Below are 14,272 nucleotides of genomic sequence, written 5' to 3'. Positions count from 1 at the left end.
TGCTAGCCGATCACCAAACCGAACACAATCCTCGGAAAACGACACGACCACCGCAACCTCTCACATCGAGAGCATTGCGACGACCACGTGAACCCGCACCGCATTTCGGGTGCCGCGGCGTCTGCTCGCGGGGGGAATCAGCGCAGTTGGGCTGGGACGTCGCCGTCGAGCAGGTCGACGAGTGCTGCCAATAGTCCGTCCAGTTCGCGGCCGACGGCGGTGATCGCCGGGTTGCCGTAACTGCCGAACAGCAGGCTCGGCTGGTCCACCGCCAGCACCGTTCCATCCGGTCCCTCGTAGAGCAGGGTGCGCAGCGGCGCATGCAACATGACGGCCGGATCGTGGCGGTACATGCGTTCGGCGATGGTGTGGTTGCCCATCAGATATTCGGTGGCGGGCCACGTTACGCCAGACAGCGCCATCGTCGGTGCGACGTCAATGCTGTGGTACCGCAGAAAGCCGTGTGGGGCTTGTTTTTTGGCCGTTGCGATGACTTCGTCCCAATTCGCCGCGGCTGCGTATGCAGTGAGATCGACTGCGGGAACCAGTGATTCGTAGCGGCTGCGGGCCCGCTCGAATTCGTCGGGCAGCGCGATCAGCAGCCGCCTGCTCGGGTGGTCGACGGCACTGCTCGGCCGCGTCATTGTCGTGAACCCGCGACGTCAAGGACGACCCGAAAGCGTGCCTGCCCGGACATCATGCGCTCGTAGGCTTTTGGAGCCTCCTCGAACGGCATGACTTCGATCATCGGAGCGATGCCGTTGGCGGCGCTGAACGCGAGGCTGTCCTCGTTTTCGATTGACGAACCGGTGAGACTGCCGACGATGCTGCGGCCGCCGAAGATCAGATCGGCGGTGTTGACCTCGATCGGGTCCGGAGCGGCGCCGACGACGACCAGTTGTCCGTGCGGTCGCAGACCGGCCACCAGGGGACTCATGGATGCCCCGCTCGCTGCGGTGGCGATGACAGCGGCTGCGCCGCCCAAGGCGGTCAACGCCGCACCCGGGTCATCCGCGGCGCTGTCGATGTAGTGATCGGATCCCAGAGTCGTTGCCAGTTCCGCCTTTTCGGGGCCTCGTGCGATCGTTGCGACGCGATAACCAAGCTTCTTGGCGTACTGGACGCCGAGGTGGCCCAACCCGCCGAGCCCCTGGATTGCCACCAGTGCCCCCGGCGGTGCCGCGGTGGCGCGCAAGGCGTTGAACGTCGTGATGCCCGCGCACAGCAGGGGAGCGGCGACGTTGGCAGACAACTGGTCAGGTACTCGGACCAGTCCGGTGGCCCGGACGTGCACCATCTCCGCATAGCCACCGTCCTCGGTGGTCCCGGGTTGCGGCTGATCGGTGCAGTTGACGAAATCGCCTCGGCGACAGGACTCGCACTCGCCGCACTGGCCGCCGAGGAATCCCACGCCGACGCGGTCGCCTGGCTTCCACCGGGTGACCCCGTCGCCGACCGCGTCGACGATGCCGACGATTTCGTGACCGGGGACCACCGGTCGTTCGGGTTCGGGGCGGAGTCCTTCGACAGCCAAGACGTCGGAATGGCAGACGCCGCAGCTGTCCACCCGCACCCGCACGTGGCCGGGCCCGGGTGGCGCTACCTCGCGCTCGACGAGTTCGAAATTGCGTTGCCCGGTGACCTGAAAGGCCTGATATGTCGACATGGCATCATCCTCCTTCGCGTCCGGCCGGTTCAGGCGAAAACGCCGGTACGTGCCTGCCGGGTGAGCTCGTCGACGAGCACCTCCGCAGCGCCGGATTCGATGCCATCGACGATCTGCCGTGCGACGTCGGCCGGATCGTTCTTGGGTACATCGAGATGGGCCGCCATCGACGTGTCGGTGTAACCGAGGTACACGCCGATCACGTCGGTGCCCTGACCTTCCAGCTCCAGTCGCAACGAATTGTTCGCAGACCACAATGCGGCTTTCGAGACGCCGTAGGCGCCGTAGCCGGGCAGCCACGACAACACAGAGGCGATGTTGACGAGGGTGCCGCCGGCCAGTTGTGATGCGAATGCTCGCGTCACCCGCAGCGCGCCGAAGTAGTTGGTCTCGAGCACCGAGCGAATCTCGTCGAAATCGGAAAGCAGGAGCGATTGACCGCCCAATACGCCGGCGTTGTTGACGACGATCGTCGCATCGTGGGCGAGTTCGGCGAGCGCGGTGACCGAGTCGGCGTCGGTGACCTCGGTTTCGACGACGACCACCCTCGGGTCGGCGCTGGGCTCGGGCCGCCGGCTCGTGGAGTACACCTTGGCCGCGCCGCGGGCGAGGAGTTCGTCCACGATCGCCTTGCCCAACCCACGCTGGCCGCCTGTCACTACCGCGGTCGCGCCTTTGATCTGCTGTGACATTCGCTTCTCCTTAGAAGTCGGTTGACTGCATGAACATCACCCTCATCAAGCAGTCGGGCTGGGTTGGTATTCCCAACCCAGATAAAATAGCGCCATGCGCACCGATCCGTGGACCGATAACGCTTGTCCCATCGCCCGCACCATGTCGGTGCTGGGCCAGCGGTGGGCCGTGCTCATCATTCGTGAGGCGCTGCTGGGTAAGTCGAGGTTCTCGGAATTTCGGGAAGCGCTGGGTGTGGCCTCGGATGTGCTCAGCGCGCGGCTGTCCGAGCTGGTTCAGGCAGGCATTCTCGAAGTCGTCGATTATCAGCAACCCGGGGACCGCACCCGCAGTCGGTACGTGCTGACCGACGCCGGGCGTGACCTCATCCCGGTTTTGGCAGCCATCGGGCAGTGGGGGCACGTGCACCTGGCCCGGCCGCACAGCAGTGACTACCGCTTCATCGAAGCGGAAACCGGCGAGCCGGTGGGCATCGGATTCCGCCGCGACGACGGCACCACGGTCCCTGCGACCCAGGTCGCGCTCGTCGACACGGGGCCGAGTTAGGTGAACTCAGAACCGGCCGCTGCCGCCGCTGTAGCTGCGGCCCGACGAGCGTGACGCTCCGCCGTACGACGTCGGCCGTCCCATGCTGCGGCCCCCTCCGTAGCCGCCGCCGAACCCGCCACCGAGGCCGCCGCGCAGCACGTTGCCGATGATGATGCCGCCCAACACCGCGCCCATGTCTGATCCGCCACCGCCGCCATACTGCGAGGTATAGGACCGTTGCGCGGCGCGCACGTCGTCGTTGGCGAGCCCCTGTGCCTGCGCGGCCAGCGTCGACGCGCCATTGGCATGTGCGACAGCCTCATTCGGGTTCTGGCCGCGCTTGGCCAGTGCGGCGTCCAACTGTCGGCCGGCTTCAGCGAGCCGGGTGCGGGCCTCGGGCCCGATGCTCCCGCGCCGGGTATCGATGAAATCCGACACCGCTTTGATCCGGGATTGCGCGGTGTCGATGGCTTGGTCGAGGGCGCGCGCGAGCCGCTCGGCGGCCTCCCGCTGGGCGTGCACGCTGGCCAGCAGTTGATCGAGGTCGGCGTCGGCCTTTGTCAGTCGGGTGAACGTGCCCAACGGGTCGGCTTTGCCATTGGCACTTGCATCGGCGGCCGCTGTGGCGGCGGCGTCGCGCGCGGCTTTGAGTTCGGCCGGCTGCGGCGTCGACGGATCGTTGAGCAGGGCCGTGGCTTGGCTGATGCCGTTGTTGATATCGGTGATCGCCGCGGGCAGCCCGGCGATCGCCCGGTTGATGTCGCTGGCAGCGCTATCCACCGCGTCGAGCAGGGTGCGGGCCTGCCCCAGCGCGGACTCCGCGGCCCGTACGGCGTCCACGAGCCCGGTCTGGTCGGTGGCGGGCCGGGATACGAGACTGCGGGCCGAGGTCATGTTGCGATCGGCGAACGCCAACCGCTCCTTGGCCGCATCGACATTGCCCGCAACCGAACTCAATGCGGCCGCATCGAACTGCTGATGCAGCGTGTCCAACGTCTGCTGGGCCGGGGTCAGGCGTGCGGTCAGGTCCACCACTTGCTTGGTCATGTCGTCCAGCCGGGTCGGGGCATTGATCACCAGGTCGCGCAACTGATCGAAAGCCGTGCTCTGAGTATCGAGTTCACGATCGGCCTTGGCAGCCGCCACGATCGCCCGGGTCAACAGATCGCGCCGCTGCAGCGGGGTCTCGGGCACCGCATCGTCGAGGATCTGCCGCACGTTGAATGCTTGCGCCAGTGCGGTTTTCGCATTGGTGACCGCCCGGCTGAACGCCTCGGTCTGCTTCGGCCCGAATTCCTCGACCGCCAGCTGCAATTCGGCGTCACTGGTGCGTACCGCATTGTCGACGTCGACGACGATCGAACGGGACAGCTCGTCGAGGGCCTCGAGCGGAACCGTTGCCAGCGCGTTCGGATCGGTGGGGTCGACGCGTTTGGCGGCCTCGAATTCGGCCTTGCGGCGCTTGGCGCGTCGGCGCGCCGACCACCAGAACAGCAGCCCGGCCAGCACCAGCACCACGCCGAGGGCGGCGGCCAACGCGGGCCACGAGAACCCGGCCGCCGCTTGCGGTTCGGTGTTGAGCCGATTGGCCGCCGCGATCGCCGCGCCCGCCCAATCATCGCGGCGCAACGCGGGGGTGATGCTGTTGCGGCGGATGTCGTCGGCATCCGACGAACTGATGTTGGTGACCGTCGACGGCACTTGGAACGCGAACGCGCGGTCCACGGTGGCCACCGCCAGCACCGCGTCGTCGTCACCGAAATCGCTCATGGTCATGGTGCGCTGGGTCCAGCCCAGGGCGTTCTGCCCGGAGAAGTCCTCGACGAAGACCACCCACAGCTTGATGCGCCGCTGGTCGTAGAGCTTGTCGAGTGCGTTCTGCACACTGGTGCGCTGCTGTGGCGAGAGCGCGCCCGCGTTGTCGGTCAGCTGGGTGGACAGTCGCAGCGGCGGCTCAGCGCCGGCGCCCGGGGCTACCACCAGCCCGACCATCAGGACCGTGAGCAGCATGGGCAGCAGACGGGCGATGCGCATGACGGCCAATCTAATGTGCTGCACGGTATTGCTGCTGCGTCCTGGCAGACTGTGCCTCGGTGAACGACGACGGGTACGACCCCTACGACGACTTCGACCGGGAACGCCTGGTGGTCGAAGCGCCGAAGGCTGCCGCACTCCCCGGGACCGACACCGTGCATCGCACCGATTTCGCCAGGGACCGGGCCAGGGTGCTGCACAGCGCGGCCTTGCGCCGGTTGGCCGACAAGACCCAGGTAGTCGGCCCTCGGCAGAGCGAGACGCCGCGCACCCGGCTCACCCATTCTCTCGAGGTGGCGCAGATCGGCCGGGGCATGGCGATGGGGCTGGGCTGCGACCCTGACCTGGTCGACTTGGCCGGGCTCGCCCACGACATCGGCCACCCGCCGTACGGGCACAACGGCGAACGCGCGCTCGACGAGATCGCGCAGTCCTTCGGCGGGTTCGAGGGCAACGCACAGAACTTCCGCATCCTCACCCGGTTGGAGCCCAAAGCCCTTGACAGCGAGGGTCGTTCGGCCGGGCTGAACCTGACGCGGGCGTCGCTGGACGCGGTCACCAAATACCCGTGGCAGCGCTCCGGAGGCCGCAAGAAGTTCGGGTTCTACGACGACGATGCGCAGGCGGCCGCATGGGTGCGCGACGGCGCTCCCGCTGAGCGGCCGTGCCTGGAGGCGCAGGTGATGGACTGGGCCGACGACGTCGCCTACTCGGTGCACGACGTCGAGGACGGCGTGATCTCCGGGCGCATCGACCTGCGCGTCTTCGCCGACGCCGACGCGGCAGCGTCGCTGGCGCAGTTGGGCGCCAAGTCGTTTCCGGTGCTCAGTCATGACGATCTGCTGGCTGCCGCGGACCGCCTGTCGCGCATGCCCGTGGTGACGGGCGTGGGCAAGTACGACGGGACGTTGGCCGCGTCGGTCGCCCTCAAGCGGCTCACCAGCGAACTCGTCGGCCGGTTCGCCAACGCCGCGATCACCGAGACCCGCAATGTCGCAGGCGGTGGACGGTTGCGGCGCTTCGACACCGACCTGGCGGTACCCGCCACGGTGCGCGCCGAGGTGGCGGTGCTCAAGATGCTCGCGCTGCAGTTCATCATGTCCGACCATCAGCACCTGCAGATCCAGACCGATCAGCGGACCCTCATCCACGAGGTTGCCCTGGCGCTGTGGGCACAAGCCCCGGTGAGTCTCGATCCGCTGTTCGCGCCGGAGTTCATCGCGGCCGCCGATGACGGGGCCAGGCTGCGGGTGGTCATCGATCAGATCGCGTCCTACACCGAGGGTCGGCTGGAACGCGTCCACGAGGCGCGCTCACCCCGCCCGCTGGACTGATCAGCCGCGCAGCCGGTCGATCACGAGTTCGGGACGCGCCCACAACAGCGCGCCGCCGACACCGGTGATGACACTGTGCATCGCCCCGGGGATCCTGGCGGCGAGCGTGGCACCGAGATCCGGTGAGTGCACGGTGTCGTCGGCGCCGAACACCACGTGCACGTCGACCCCCGGTGACAGCAGGTGCGTCGGCCAGGCCGACGTCGCGAGCACGGTGTCGCGGGCGTAGCCGGCCGCCCCCTGCGCGAAACCGTCATCGAGGGCGGCGCGCAACATCGCCCGGAAACCGGGCTGGTCGTAGACGACGGCGTCCGACGCGGGGTAGTCGGCCATGATCATGTCGAACAGGGCGGTCGGCGTGTAGCCGGAGAGATCCTGCATCGCAGCCTCGGGGTCCGCGGCGATCGCGGCGACGAATTCGCGGTGGGCCGGCGCCAGTTGTGCGGCCACTGCGGGATGACCCAGATCGTCGATCGGGGACACGAGCACCAGCCGCGAGGCGCGGCCGGTGGCGGCCAGGGCCAACCCGAACGGGGCTCCCTGCGAATTGGCGACCACGGGGACCGGGCGCCCCACAATGGTGTCGATCATCGCGGCGAGGTCGGCACCGACACTGTCGAGGGTCTTGCCCTGATCGGGCGTGGACATGCCGATGCCCGGGCGGTCGACGGAAATCAGCCGAACCCCGGCCTCGTCGAGCATCTCAAGTCCGAATGCCATCCGCCTGCCGCAGCCCGCGCCGGCGATGAACACTGCCGGCTCACCCGAGTCGGGCCCGTAGCTGGCGTAAGCCATTCGGCGCCCGCGGGATTCGACCCAGCCTTCTTTCATGCGGGGGTCACCCGATCTTGTCCAAGATGGCCTTGGCCACGTCGATGCCGGCCGTGGCCGGACGGTGGGAATGTTCCGGTGCTGCCGATTACCGGAGGTGCCGCATTGATCGGACCGCCACTCGAACCGTCGAACGGGGACGGGTCGAAGGGCGACGACGAATAGGGCCCACCTGGTGGCTGTGCCCCGTACCCACCGTAGGTCACCGAACACCCCTCCCCGCGCCGTGTTGGCTGCCCAAGTCTAGGCACAGGTCGGCCGGGCGGATTGCGGTTATTTCCGGGCGTCGGCGGGCGCATAGACTATGCCAGTGGCCGGCCGGATTCCTGATCGCGATATCGCGGCCATCCGTGAAAAAATCCGCATCGAAGACGTCGTCGGCGACTATGTCCAACTGCGCCGCGCGGGCGCGGATTCGATGAAGGGCCTGTGCCCGTTCCATGACGAGAAGTCGCCGTCGTTCCACGTCAGGCCCAACCACGGGCACTTCCACTGCTTCGGCTGCGGCGAGGGTGGTGACGTCTACGCCTTCATCCAGAAGATCGAGCATGTCAGCTTCGTCGAAGCCGTCGAGCTGCTCGCCGATCGCGTCGGCTACACCGTCACCTACACCGGTTCGTCGACCACCAACGTGCAGCGCGACCGGGGCAGCCGCAGTCGGCTGCTGGCCGCCAACGCCGCCGCGCAGGAGTTCTACGCCGAGGAGCTGAAGTCCGATGAGGCCGCCGAGGCGCGCAAGTATCTGACCGAGCGCAACTTCGACGCCGCGGCGGCCGCGCAGTTCGGCTGCGGATTCGCTCCGTCGGGCTGGGACAAACTGACGAAGCACTTGCTGCGCAAGGGTTTCGAGTTCAAAGAGCTCGAAGCGGCCGGACTGAGCCGCGAAGGCAAGCGCGGGCCGATGGACCGCTTCCACCGGCGTCTGCTGTGGCCCATCCGGGTGTCGTCGGGTGAGACCATCGGGTTCGGCGCACGCCGGCTGTTCGACGACGACCAGAACCAGGCCAAGTACGTCAACACCCCGGAAACCGTGCTGTACAAGAAGTCACAGGTGCTCTTCGGGCTCGACCGGGCCAAACGCGACATCGCCAAGGGGCATCAGGCCGTCGTCGTCGAGGGCTACACCGATGTGATGGCCATGCACCTGGCCGGTGTCACCACCGCGGTGGCCTCGTGCGGCACCGCGTTCGGTGACCAGCACCTGTCCATGCTGCGGCGACTCATGATGGACGACAACTTCTTTCGCGGCGAGCTGATCTACGTGTTCGATGGCGACGCCGCCGGGCGGGCCGCGGCGGTCAAGGCGTTCGAGGGTGAGCAGAACCTCGCCGGACAGTCCTTCGTGGCGGTGGCCTCAGACGGGATGGACCCGTGCGATCTGCGGCTGCGCTCGGGTGACGGCGCCCTGCGCGATCTGGTGGCGCGGCGAACCCCGTTGTTCGAGTTCGTCATTCGCAGCGCGTTGGCCGAACACGACCTCGACAGCGCAGAGGGACGCGTGAGCGCGTTGCGCCGGTGTGTGCCGATGCTGGGCCGGATCAAGGACCCCACGCTGCGTGACGAGTACGCCCGGCAGCTCGCGGGCTGGGTGGGTTGGGACGACGTGGCCCAGGTCATCCGTCGGGTTCGGGAGGAAGCCGGCCGCCCCGCACGCCGTGACGATCGTCGTACCCCGGAACCGCAGGCGCGTCCGAAAGCGCCGCCGGTGCAACGGCCGAACCCCGCGGACCCGACGCTGTGGCCGCAGCGCGAAGCGCTCAAGGCCGGGCTGCAGTACCCGGGCTTCGCCGGGCCGGTGTTCGACTCGCTGACCGTGGAGAGCTTCACCCATCCGGGCTACGCCGCGGTGCGGGCCGCGATCGAGGCTGCCGGTGGCACGGCGGCGGGGCTCTCGGGCGCGCAGTGGATCGAGGTCGTCCGCGAGCAGACCAACTCGCCAGCGGCGGCCAGCCTGGTCAACGAACTGGGCGTGGAGGCCATCAACGTCGAGGACGACGAGCAGCTGCCCCGCTACATCGGCAGCGTGCTGGCCCGCCTGCAGGAGGTGTGGGTCGGGCGGCAGATCGCCGAGGTCAAATCCAAGCTGCAGCGCATGTCACCGGTCGAACAGGGTGATGAATACCACGCCTTGTTCGGAGACCTGGTGGCCATGGAGTCCTACCGCCGCAGCCTGCTGGAACAGGCCAGTGGTGACGACCTGACTGCGTGATTGCTCACATCACGATATGGTGAACGCGCTGTCGACCTGGACGACGCGAGAAAGGCAACTCTGGTGACATTGATCAGCACCCGCACGCGGCGGTTCGTCGCTGTCGGCGCATTTGTGGCGGCCGCAGTCGCTGCCCCGGCGTTCATCGCGACCATGACCCCCCAGAACGGTGAGGTCAGCGCATCCCCGGCCTGCCTGGCGTGGTTCGGCAACAAGGATGACGGTAAGTGCCTGTCCTACTCCAACAATGGCAACGGCTATGCCCCGTCGTTCTCGATCGGCCCGCAGGGCACCGGCCAGAACGGCGGCCTGACCACCGGCCCGCTGCTGCCCGGTCAGACCATCAATCAGGGAATCGGCTAACTACCGGCCCGTTTGACCCGCGAACCGTCGGTGTTCTCCATGGAGAGCACCGACGTTTCTGCGTCTATGGGGGTCATTCTCACGAACTGCGGGTCGGGGGACACCCGTTTGGCGATGGTGCGACGCCCGGCGTCGAGCACGGCCTTGGTCGCGGGATTGCCGGTTACCGCGCGATAGGTGCTGGCGATCTGCTCATAGCGGCGTCGGCCCGCCTTGGCACCCAGGACATAGCCGACGGCGATCACGGCGGCATAGCGGATCACGGCGCTCCTCCCAGACGGCGAATGTGTGCTTCCATCCTGCCTCACCGCCACGCCGACGCGCCCGTCCGGGAGCGCATTGGCGGCAGCGGCGGTCCGTACGCTAGAGTCAACGCTCGGCCCGCACGGAGCACGCTCCGCGCGGACTTAACGCAGAAGATAGTCCCCTGTAGCTCAATTGGCAGAGCTCCCGACTGTTAATCGGGCGGTTGATGGTTCGAGTCCATCCGGGGGAGCAACGCTTTCCCAGACGTATCCGCTGGTCACAGCGATTTCAACTACTCTCAGACTGCAGATTTCGTGCCCCGTGCCCGCATTTTGCCCATACGCTCATCTAACTTGTCGGCAACTGCAGTGCGATCGTCATCGAACAGGCCGCCGTAGACGTCCAACGTCATGGCCGCAGACTTGTGGCCGAGCATTTGCTGAACCGCCTTCACGGAGGCGGCCGCCGAGATTGCCAGCGACGCCGCGGTGTGCCTCAAATCATGCGCCGTAACCCGCGGGAAAACCGGCGTGGTCGGCTCATCCTCGGGCCGCGCCTTCAGCTCGGCCTCACGCGCCTTATCCGCTCCGTGCTGGCAGCGCTCGACAGCGCCGGACAGCCAGGAGTCATGGGTCGCAGGGGACTTGAGGTAACCGCCGGTCTGCGACGGCCAGATGAGCCCGTCCCGCGCCTTACCGCGCACCGTCGCCGCCAGCTCGTCGACGACGTACTGAGCCAGGACCAGCGTGCGGTGCTCGCCGCCGTTGAGTGTCTGCACGGTGCCGCCGGTGGCGTTCTGGTGGACAAGGATCTTGCGCCGCCGGAGCTCGATGTCGGACACCCGGAGGCCGGCGGCCTCACCCCACCGCGAACCGCCGGTGCCGAGCAGTAACACCAGCGAGCCGTACCGGCCGGACTCCCGCGTTAGCGCGTGTAGCTGCTTCCCCGGTGAGGCAGACGTTGGGCCGTTTCACGATCGGTGGGAGCTTCACCTTGTGCGCCGGGGTTCGACGCGATCCGGCGGTCCCGCACGGCGTCCTCGAGGATGCCGTACAGCACCGTCTGGGCGCCGCGCACCACCTTGGCTCCGCGCCGCTGCGCCAGCTCGGATATCCACGCTTGCGCGTCGCTGTAGACGACGGCTGCGACCGGTGTGCGCGACCACTTGGGGGCCACGTGTACCCGCCAGGACACTTCGATAGAGCGCCAGGAGTTCGGCTTGAGATGGCCGCGCTGGCGCTCGATCCATTCCTGCCCGATTTCACCAACCGTGACCTTCCCGAGCGCCGGCGCCACGTGCTCGCCGCGGAGCTTGCGGCCCTCCACCTCGGTGGCGAACACCTCGACGTCCCGCTTGGTTCGGAACCCTCGCTCATCAGTCTGCCGATGGTCCGGCGTGCGGTAACGGACACGGTAACCCGCTACACCGGACGCGGTTTCGTACTTACTATCGCTATCGCCGAGAATCCCGACACCGACACTCGCATCCTGTCGAACACCAAGAGCAACTACACCGCGGTCGGCCGGTCGGTGGAGTTCCGTATCGCCGGGGTGACGGTGCCCAGCATCGACGTGGAGTGGGGAACGGTCGAGTGGTTGGGCGACACCACCATGAACGCCAGAACTTACTCGCCGGCCACGACGACGATGACGCTGGGGAGCGGACAGCTGCCGAGCATTGGCTTGAGGACTACCTGACGGAGAACCGGGCGACGCCGTCGAAGACCGTCAAGGTGGAGGCACGCAAGGAGGGGATTAGCTTCAGCAGCCACGCCGGACCGCCATTGCGCAAGGACCTATACTGCACCCTGCGCGGGTGCGGTTCGCACAACCAATTAGGGGGGCTCGATGGCTGTCTTTTACAGCTTCAGCTATGACCGTGACGCGTGGCGGGTTCAGCAAATCATGAACATGGGCGCAGTTGAAGGCCAGACGATCCTGAACGCACAGAAGTGGGAAGAGGTCAAAAAGCAGGGCGATCAGGCAATCATGAACTGGATCGCAGACCAGATGAGGTACAAGACCGCGGTTGTCGTGCTCGTGGGCTCTGACACCGCGGAACGACCATGGGTGCGCCGCGAGATCGCCTACGCCTGGGACAATTACAAGCCGCTTGTCGGAATCCGCATCCACGGGCTGGCGGATCGGTACGGGCGAACTGATTACGCGGGTGGGAATCCTTTCGACCGTGTGACCCTCCAGGGTGGCGGCACGGTAGGCGACTACATCAAGCCCATTACGCCCAACGGGTACACAAGCCAGCAGGTTTACGCGAGCATACGAGCCAACTTGCTGTCGTGGGTCGACGGTGCCCGCAAACGTTCCTGACTGCCCGTCGGCCCGCATCGTGCGGCGGGAAGATCTTCGCGTTCGTAACGTCTACCGGGACCAGCGACGCGGCCGTTGCAAGCGCAGCCAAAACTCAATCGTATTTCGGAGATCCAGGTCGGACAACATGAGTGAGGCGATAGCGGCCCGACGCAGCGCGGAGGAGCGCGACCCTTGGTAGATGCGCCGCAGCGGCAACGAAGCGAATATCTATAACGACAGCTCGACGCCGAAGTACCACGTCAGATCGGCAATTCGAGTCAACGATAACGACGGGGCCGAGGGCGAGATTTCGGGATACGGATGAGTTCCTCTGCGTCGGCCGATACGGGTCGGCTGACCCCGACGGGTAGGCCGTGGCTGCATCCGTGTCGGCAACGGTCACGTGGTAGCTCGTCGAAGGCAGCAACCATCCGCCCGACGTCCAAGTCATTAGGTGGTGAGTCTCGGCGGCGATGGTACGCAGGAAGGCGGACATGTATGGCTTTATATTCCGAGGCAGAAATGCGGCAGCGCGGCCGGACGATCCTCGCCGGTCGGAACACGACTGCCAGCGCAGTACTGCACGCGATCGCTCAGAGAACCTCAGACGAAGACGAGTTCGATATTTTTCTGAGTCACAGTTACTCTGACGCTGAGGCCATCCTTGGGGTCTACAGAATGTTCACCAGCCAAGGGCGGTCAGTCTATGTTGATTGGATCGTGGATGACGCTCTACACCGGGAGCGCGTGGATGGGTCGACGGCAGCGTTGTTGCGTCAGAGAATGAACCAGTCCCTTTCGCTCATCTATGTGATATCGGCAACATCCAGATCCTCATTGTGGATGCCTTGGGAATTGGGATATTTCGATGGCCATAATGGCGCCGTCGGCATCATGAAGCTCAAAGGGCCGCAGTCTAACTACCCCGGCCAGGAATATCTGGAGCTATACCCGGCGATTGAGGACTTGCCTATGACCGGCGAACCTGGTCGGCGAGTGACCGGGGCGGTACGGCCCGATCGCTCGCGCGCGGTAACTCTAGAAACCTTCACCCGAGGCGGTCTCTCCCCAATTTGACGCCATCGCATCGCCTGCACTATACGAACTGACTGCAGTGATCATCTCGGCAGCGAGCGATCACAAAGGCGAGTTGGACTCACCAGATAATTGGGCGACCTCCTATGTCAAGCCGCTGTTGATTGTGGCGGCTGGCTGGGGTTTTGGTGGTCGTGGTGTCCGGCGTCGTGTCGTAGGGCTTGGTAGACGCGGCGGGCGATGCGGCGTTTGACGCAGCGGCGGGCGGCGCGTGGGGTTTTGCCGCTCTCGAGGAGTCTTTGGTAGTAGAGCTGGCCGAGGCTTGCGGTCATCCGGATCTGGGTCAGTGCGATCCGGTGTATCGCGGCGTTGAGTTGACGGTTACCCGCTCGGCTGAGCCGCATTTGCCCGGCGCTGGCACTCGACCATGCCGGGATGGGAGCCACGCCGGCGTGGCAGGCGAACGCCGCCTCGGATGTGAACCGGGCGATCCCGGCGGCTTCGCCGAGAATCTTGGCCGTGGTCAACTCCGTGCACCCGGGAATCTGCAGTAGGGCCGGGGCGTGCTGGTGGGCGCTGGCGTGCAGTCGTTTAGTCAAGGCATGGATTTCATCGGTCAGCCGGATGATGTCGGCCAACTCGGCGCGGGCGATCTCGGTCACCAGACCCGACTCTTCATCCAGCCATGTTTTGAGGGCGTGCTGATGCTTGACAGCATTAAGTGAGCCCACCGCGGCGGCCCGCTCGGGGTCGAGATCGTGAACATGCCAGTGCAGCCGGTTGATCGCCGAGGTGCGTTGTGCCACAAGGACATCACGTCGATCAGTCAGCAATTTGCACTCACGTGATGTGTGGTCATGTGACGCGATCGGCAGGTCAGGTTCGCGCAGTACGGCCCGCGCGACCGCCAGCGCGTCGGGTCAAGTCCCGGGACGTGGTGTACGACGTCGTCGTGTGATTCTTCGTCGTGGTGGTTCAGGCGGTCAGTGCCGCAGGGGTGTTCTCCTGTTCTGTCGGGGTCTC

General features: G+C 66.2%; 15 protein-coding genes, 1 tRNA gene and 1 pseudogene. 8 read left to right on the top strand and 9 right to left on the bottom strand.

The genetic code is table 11. The features are described 5' to 3' along the window. Nucleotides 1-137 precede the first annotated feature (137 nt). From RMCB_RS32710 to RMCB_RS32700, 3 genes are read right to left on the bottom strand one after another with little or no spacing between them, the layout of a single operon-like run. Nucleotides 138-644, bottom strand: coding sequence for a DUF302 domain-containing protein (locus tag RMCB_RS32710; RefSeq protein WP_063979697.1), 507 nt, complete (start codon nt 642-644; stop codon nt 138-140). After that, nucleotides 641-1,666: an alcohol dehydrogenase catalytic domain-containing protein gene (locus tag RMCB_RS32705; protein ID WP_062832033.1), complete on the bottom strand. Its 1,026-nt coding sequence runs from the start codon at nt 1,664-1,666 to the stop codon at nt 641-643. The genes RMCB_RS32710 and RMCB_RS32705 overlap by 4 nt, the downstream gene beginning before the upstream one ends. A gap of 29 nt (nt 1,667-1,695) precedes the next feature. Further along, complete coding sequence (locus tag RMCB_RS32700; protein WP_062832032.1) at nt 1,696-2,358, bottom strand: SDR family oxidoreductase; 663 nt, start codon at nt 2,356-2,358, stop codon at nt 1,696-1,698. A 94-nt stretch (nt 2,359-2,452) separates the two neighbouring features. Here RMCB_RS32700 and RMCB_RS32695 point away from each other — a divergent pair, with 94 nt between their 5' ends. Further along, nucleotides 2,453-2,905 carry a winged helix-turn-helix transcriptional regulator gene (locus RMCB_RS32695; protein WP_062832031.1) on the top strand — a complete coding sequence of 151 codons (453 nt, stop codon included), beginning with the start codon at nt 2,453-2,455 and terminating at the stop codon, nt 2,903-2,905. Between the two features lie 6 nt (nt 2,906-2,911). On the opposite strand, the gene RMCB_RS32690 is transcribed toward RMCB_RS32695, so the two are convergent. Then, complete coding sequence (locus RMCB_RS32690; protein WP_062832030.1) at nt 2,912-4,921, bottom strand: TPM domain-containing protein; 2,010 nt, start codon at nt 4,919-4,921, stop codon at nt 2,912-2,914. Nucleotides 4,922-4,980: 59 nt separating this feature from the next. On the opposite strand from RMCB_RS32690, the gene RMCB_RS32685 reads away from it, so the two are divergent. Then, nucleotides 4,981-6,255: a deoxyguanosinetriphosphate triphosphohydrolase gene (locus RMCB_RS32685; RefSeq protein WP_062832029.1), complete on the top strand. Its 1,275-nt coding sequence runs from the start codon at nt 4,981-4,983 to the stop codon at nt 6,253-6,255. On the opposite strand, the gene RMCB_RS32680 is transcribed toward RMCB_RS32685, so the two are convergent. Continuing rightward, nucleotides 6,256-7,086: an alpha/beta fold hydrolase gene (locus RMCB_RS32680; protein WP_062832028.1), complete on the bottom strand. Its 831-nt coding sequence runs from the start codon at nt 7,084-7,086 to the stop codon at nt 6,256-6,258. A gap of 304 nt (nt 7,087-7,390) precedes the next feature. On the opposite strand from RMCB_RS32680, the gene dnaG reads away from it, so the two are divergent. Together dnaG and RMCB_RS32670 are read left to right on the top strand one after the other, a co-directional pair. Then, on the top strand, nt 7,391-9,295 hold the full coding sequence (gene dnaG / locus RMCB_RS32675) for a DNA primase (protein ID WP_062832027.1): 1,905 nt from the start codon (nt 7,391-7,393) through the stop codon (nt 9,293-9,295). Nucleotides 9,296-9,355: 60 nt separating this feature from the next. Next, a complete protein-coding gene (locus tag RMCB_RS32670) occupies nt 9,356-9,658 on the top strand; it encodes a DUF7155 family protein (protein WP_062832034.1) in 303 nt (100 codons plus the stop codon). Here the strand turns inward: RMCB_RS32670 and RMCB_RS32665 are convergent. Continuing rightward, nucleotides 9,655-9,921 (bottom strand): hypothetical protein, encoded by a 267-nt coding sequence (locus RMCB_RS32665; protein ID WP_062832026.1) that lies wholly within the window; start codon nt 9,919-9,921, stop codon nt 9,655-9,657. The genes RMCB_RS32670 and RMCB_RS32665 overlap by 4 nt on opposite strands. Before the next feature lie 160 nt (nt 9,922-10,081). On the opposite strand from RMCB_RS32665, the gene RMCB_RS32660 reads away from it, so the two are divergent. Further along, nucleotides 10,082-10,154: transfer RNA gene (locus tag RMCB_RS32660), tRNA-Asn, on the top strand. Between the two features lie 48 nt (nt 10,155-10,202). Here RMCB_RS32660 and RMCB_RS36735 read toward each other — a convergent pair. Both RMCB_RS36735 and RMCB_RS36730 read right to left on the bottom strand, forming a co-directional pair. Next, nucleotides 10,203-10,799, bottom strand: coding sequence for a tyrosine-type recombinase/integrase (locus tag RMCB_RS36735; RefSeq protein WP_234792328.1), 597 nt, complete (start codon nt 10,797-10,799; stop codon nt 10,203-10,205). Between the two features lie 29 nt (nt 10,800-10,828). After that, nucleotides 10,829-11,080: a hypothetical protein gene (locus RMCB_RS36730; protein ID WP_234792327.1), complete on the bottom strand. Its 252-nt coding sequence runs from the start codon at nt 11,078-11,080 to the stop codon at nt 10,829-10,831. 48 nt (nt 11,081-11,128) lie between these two features. Here RMCB_RS36730 and RMCB_RS36725 point away from each other — a divergent pair, with 48 nt between their 5' ends. The 3 genes from RMCB_RS36725 to RMCB_RS32640 all read left to right on the top strand — a co-directional run bounded on the left by RMCB_RS36725 (nt 11,129) and on the right by RMCB_RS32640 (nt 13,291). Beyond that, complete coding sequence (locus tag RMCB_RS36725; protein WP_234792326.1) at nt 11,129-11,602, top strand: hypothetical protein; 474 nt, start codon at nt 11,129-11,131, stop codon at nt 11,600-11,602. Nucleotides 11,603-11,752: 150 nt separating this feature from the next. Then, nucleotides 11,753-12,232 carry a TIR domain-containing protein gene (locus tag RMCB_RS32645; RefSeq protein WP_062832024.1) on the top strand — a complete coding sequence of 160 codons (480 nt, stop codon included), beginning with the start codon at nt 11,753-11,755 and terminating at the stop codon, nt 12,230-12,232. 480 nt (nt 12,233-12,712) lie between these two features. Continuing rightward, nucleotides 12,713-13,291 carry a hypothetical protein gene (locus RMCB_RS32640; protein WP_062832023.1) on the top strand — a complete coding sequence of 193 codons (579 nt, stop codon included), beginning with the start codon at nt 12,713-12,715 and terminating at the stop codon, nt 13,289-13,291. 107 nt (nt 13,292-13,398) lie between these two features. Here RMCB_RS32640 and RMCB_RS32635 read toward each other — a convergent pair. Beyond that, nucleotides 13,399-14,166 (bottom strand): annotated as a pseudogene (locus RMCB_RS32635) (transposase); the annotation flags it as partial. Between the last annotated feature and the right edge of the window lie 106 nt (nt 14,167-14,272).

The sequence above is a fragment of the Mycolicibacterium brisbanense genome, assembly GCF_001570425.1.
GTDB classification, from domain to species: Bacteria; Actinomycetota; Actinomycetes; order Mycobacteriales; family Mycobacteriaceae; genus Mycobacterium; species Mycobacterium brisbanense.
This window is presented reverse-complemented; position numbering and strand designations above follow the sequence as displayed.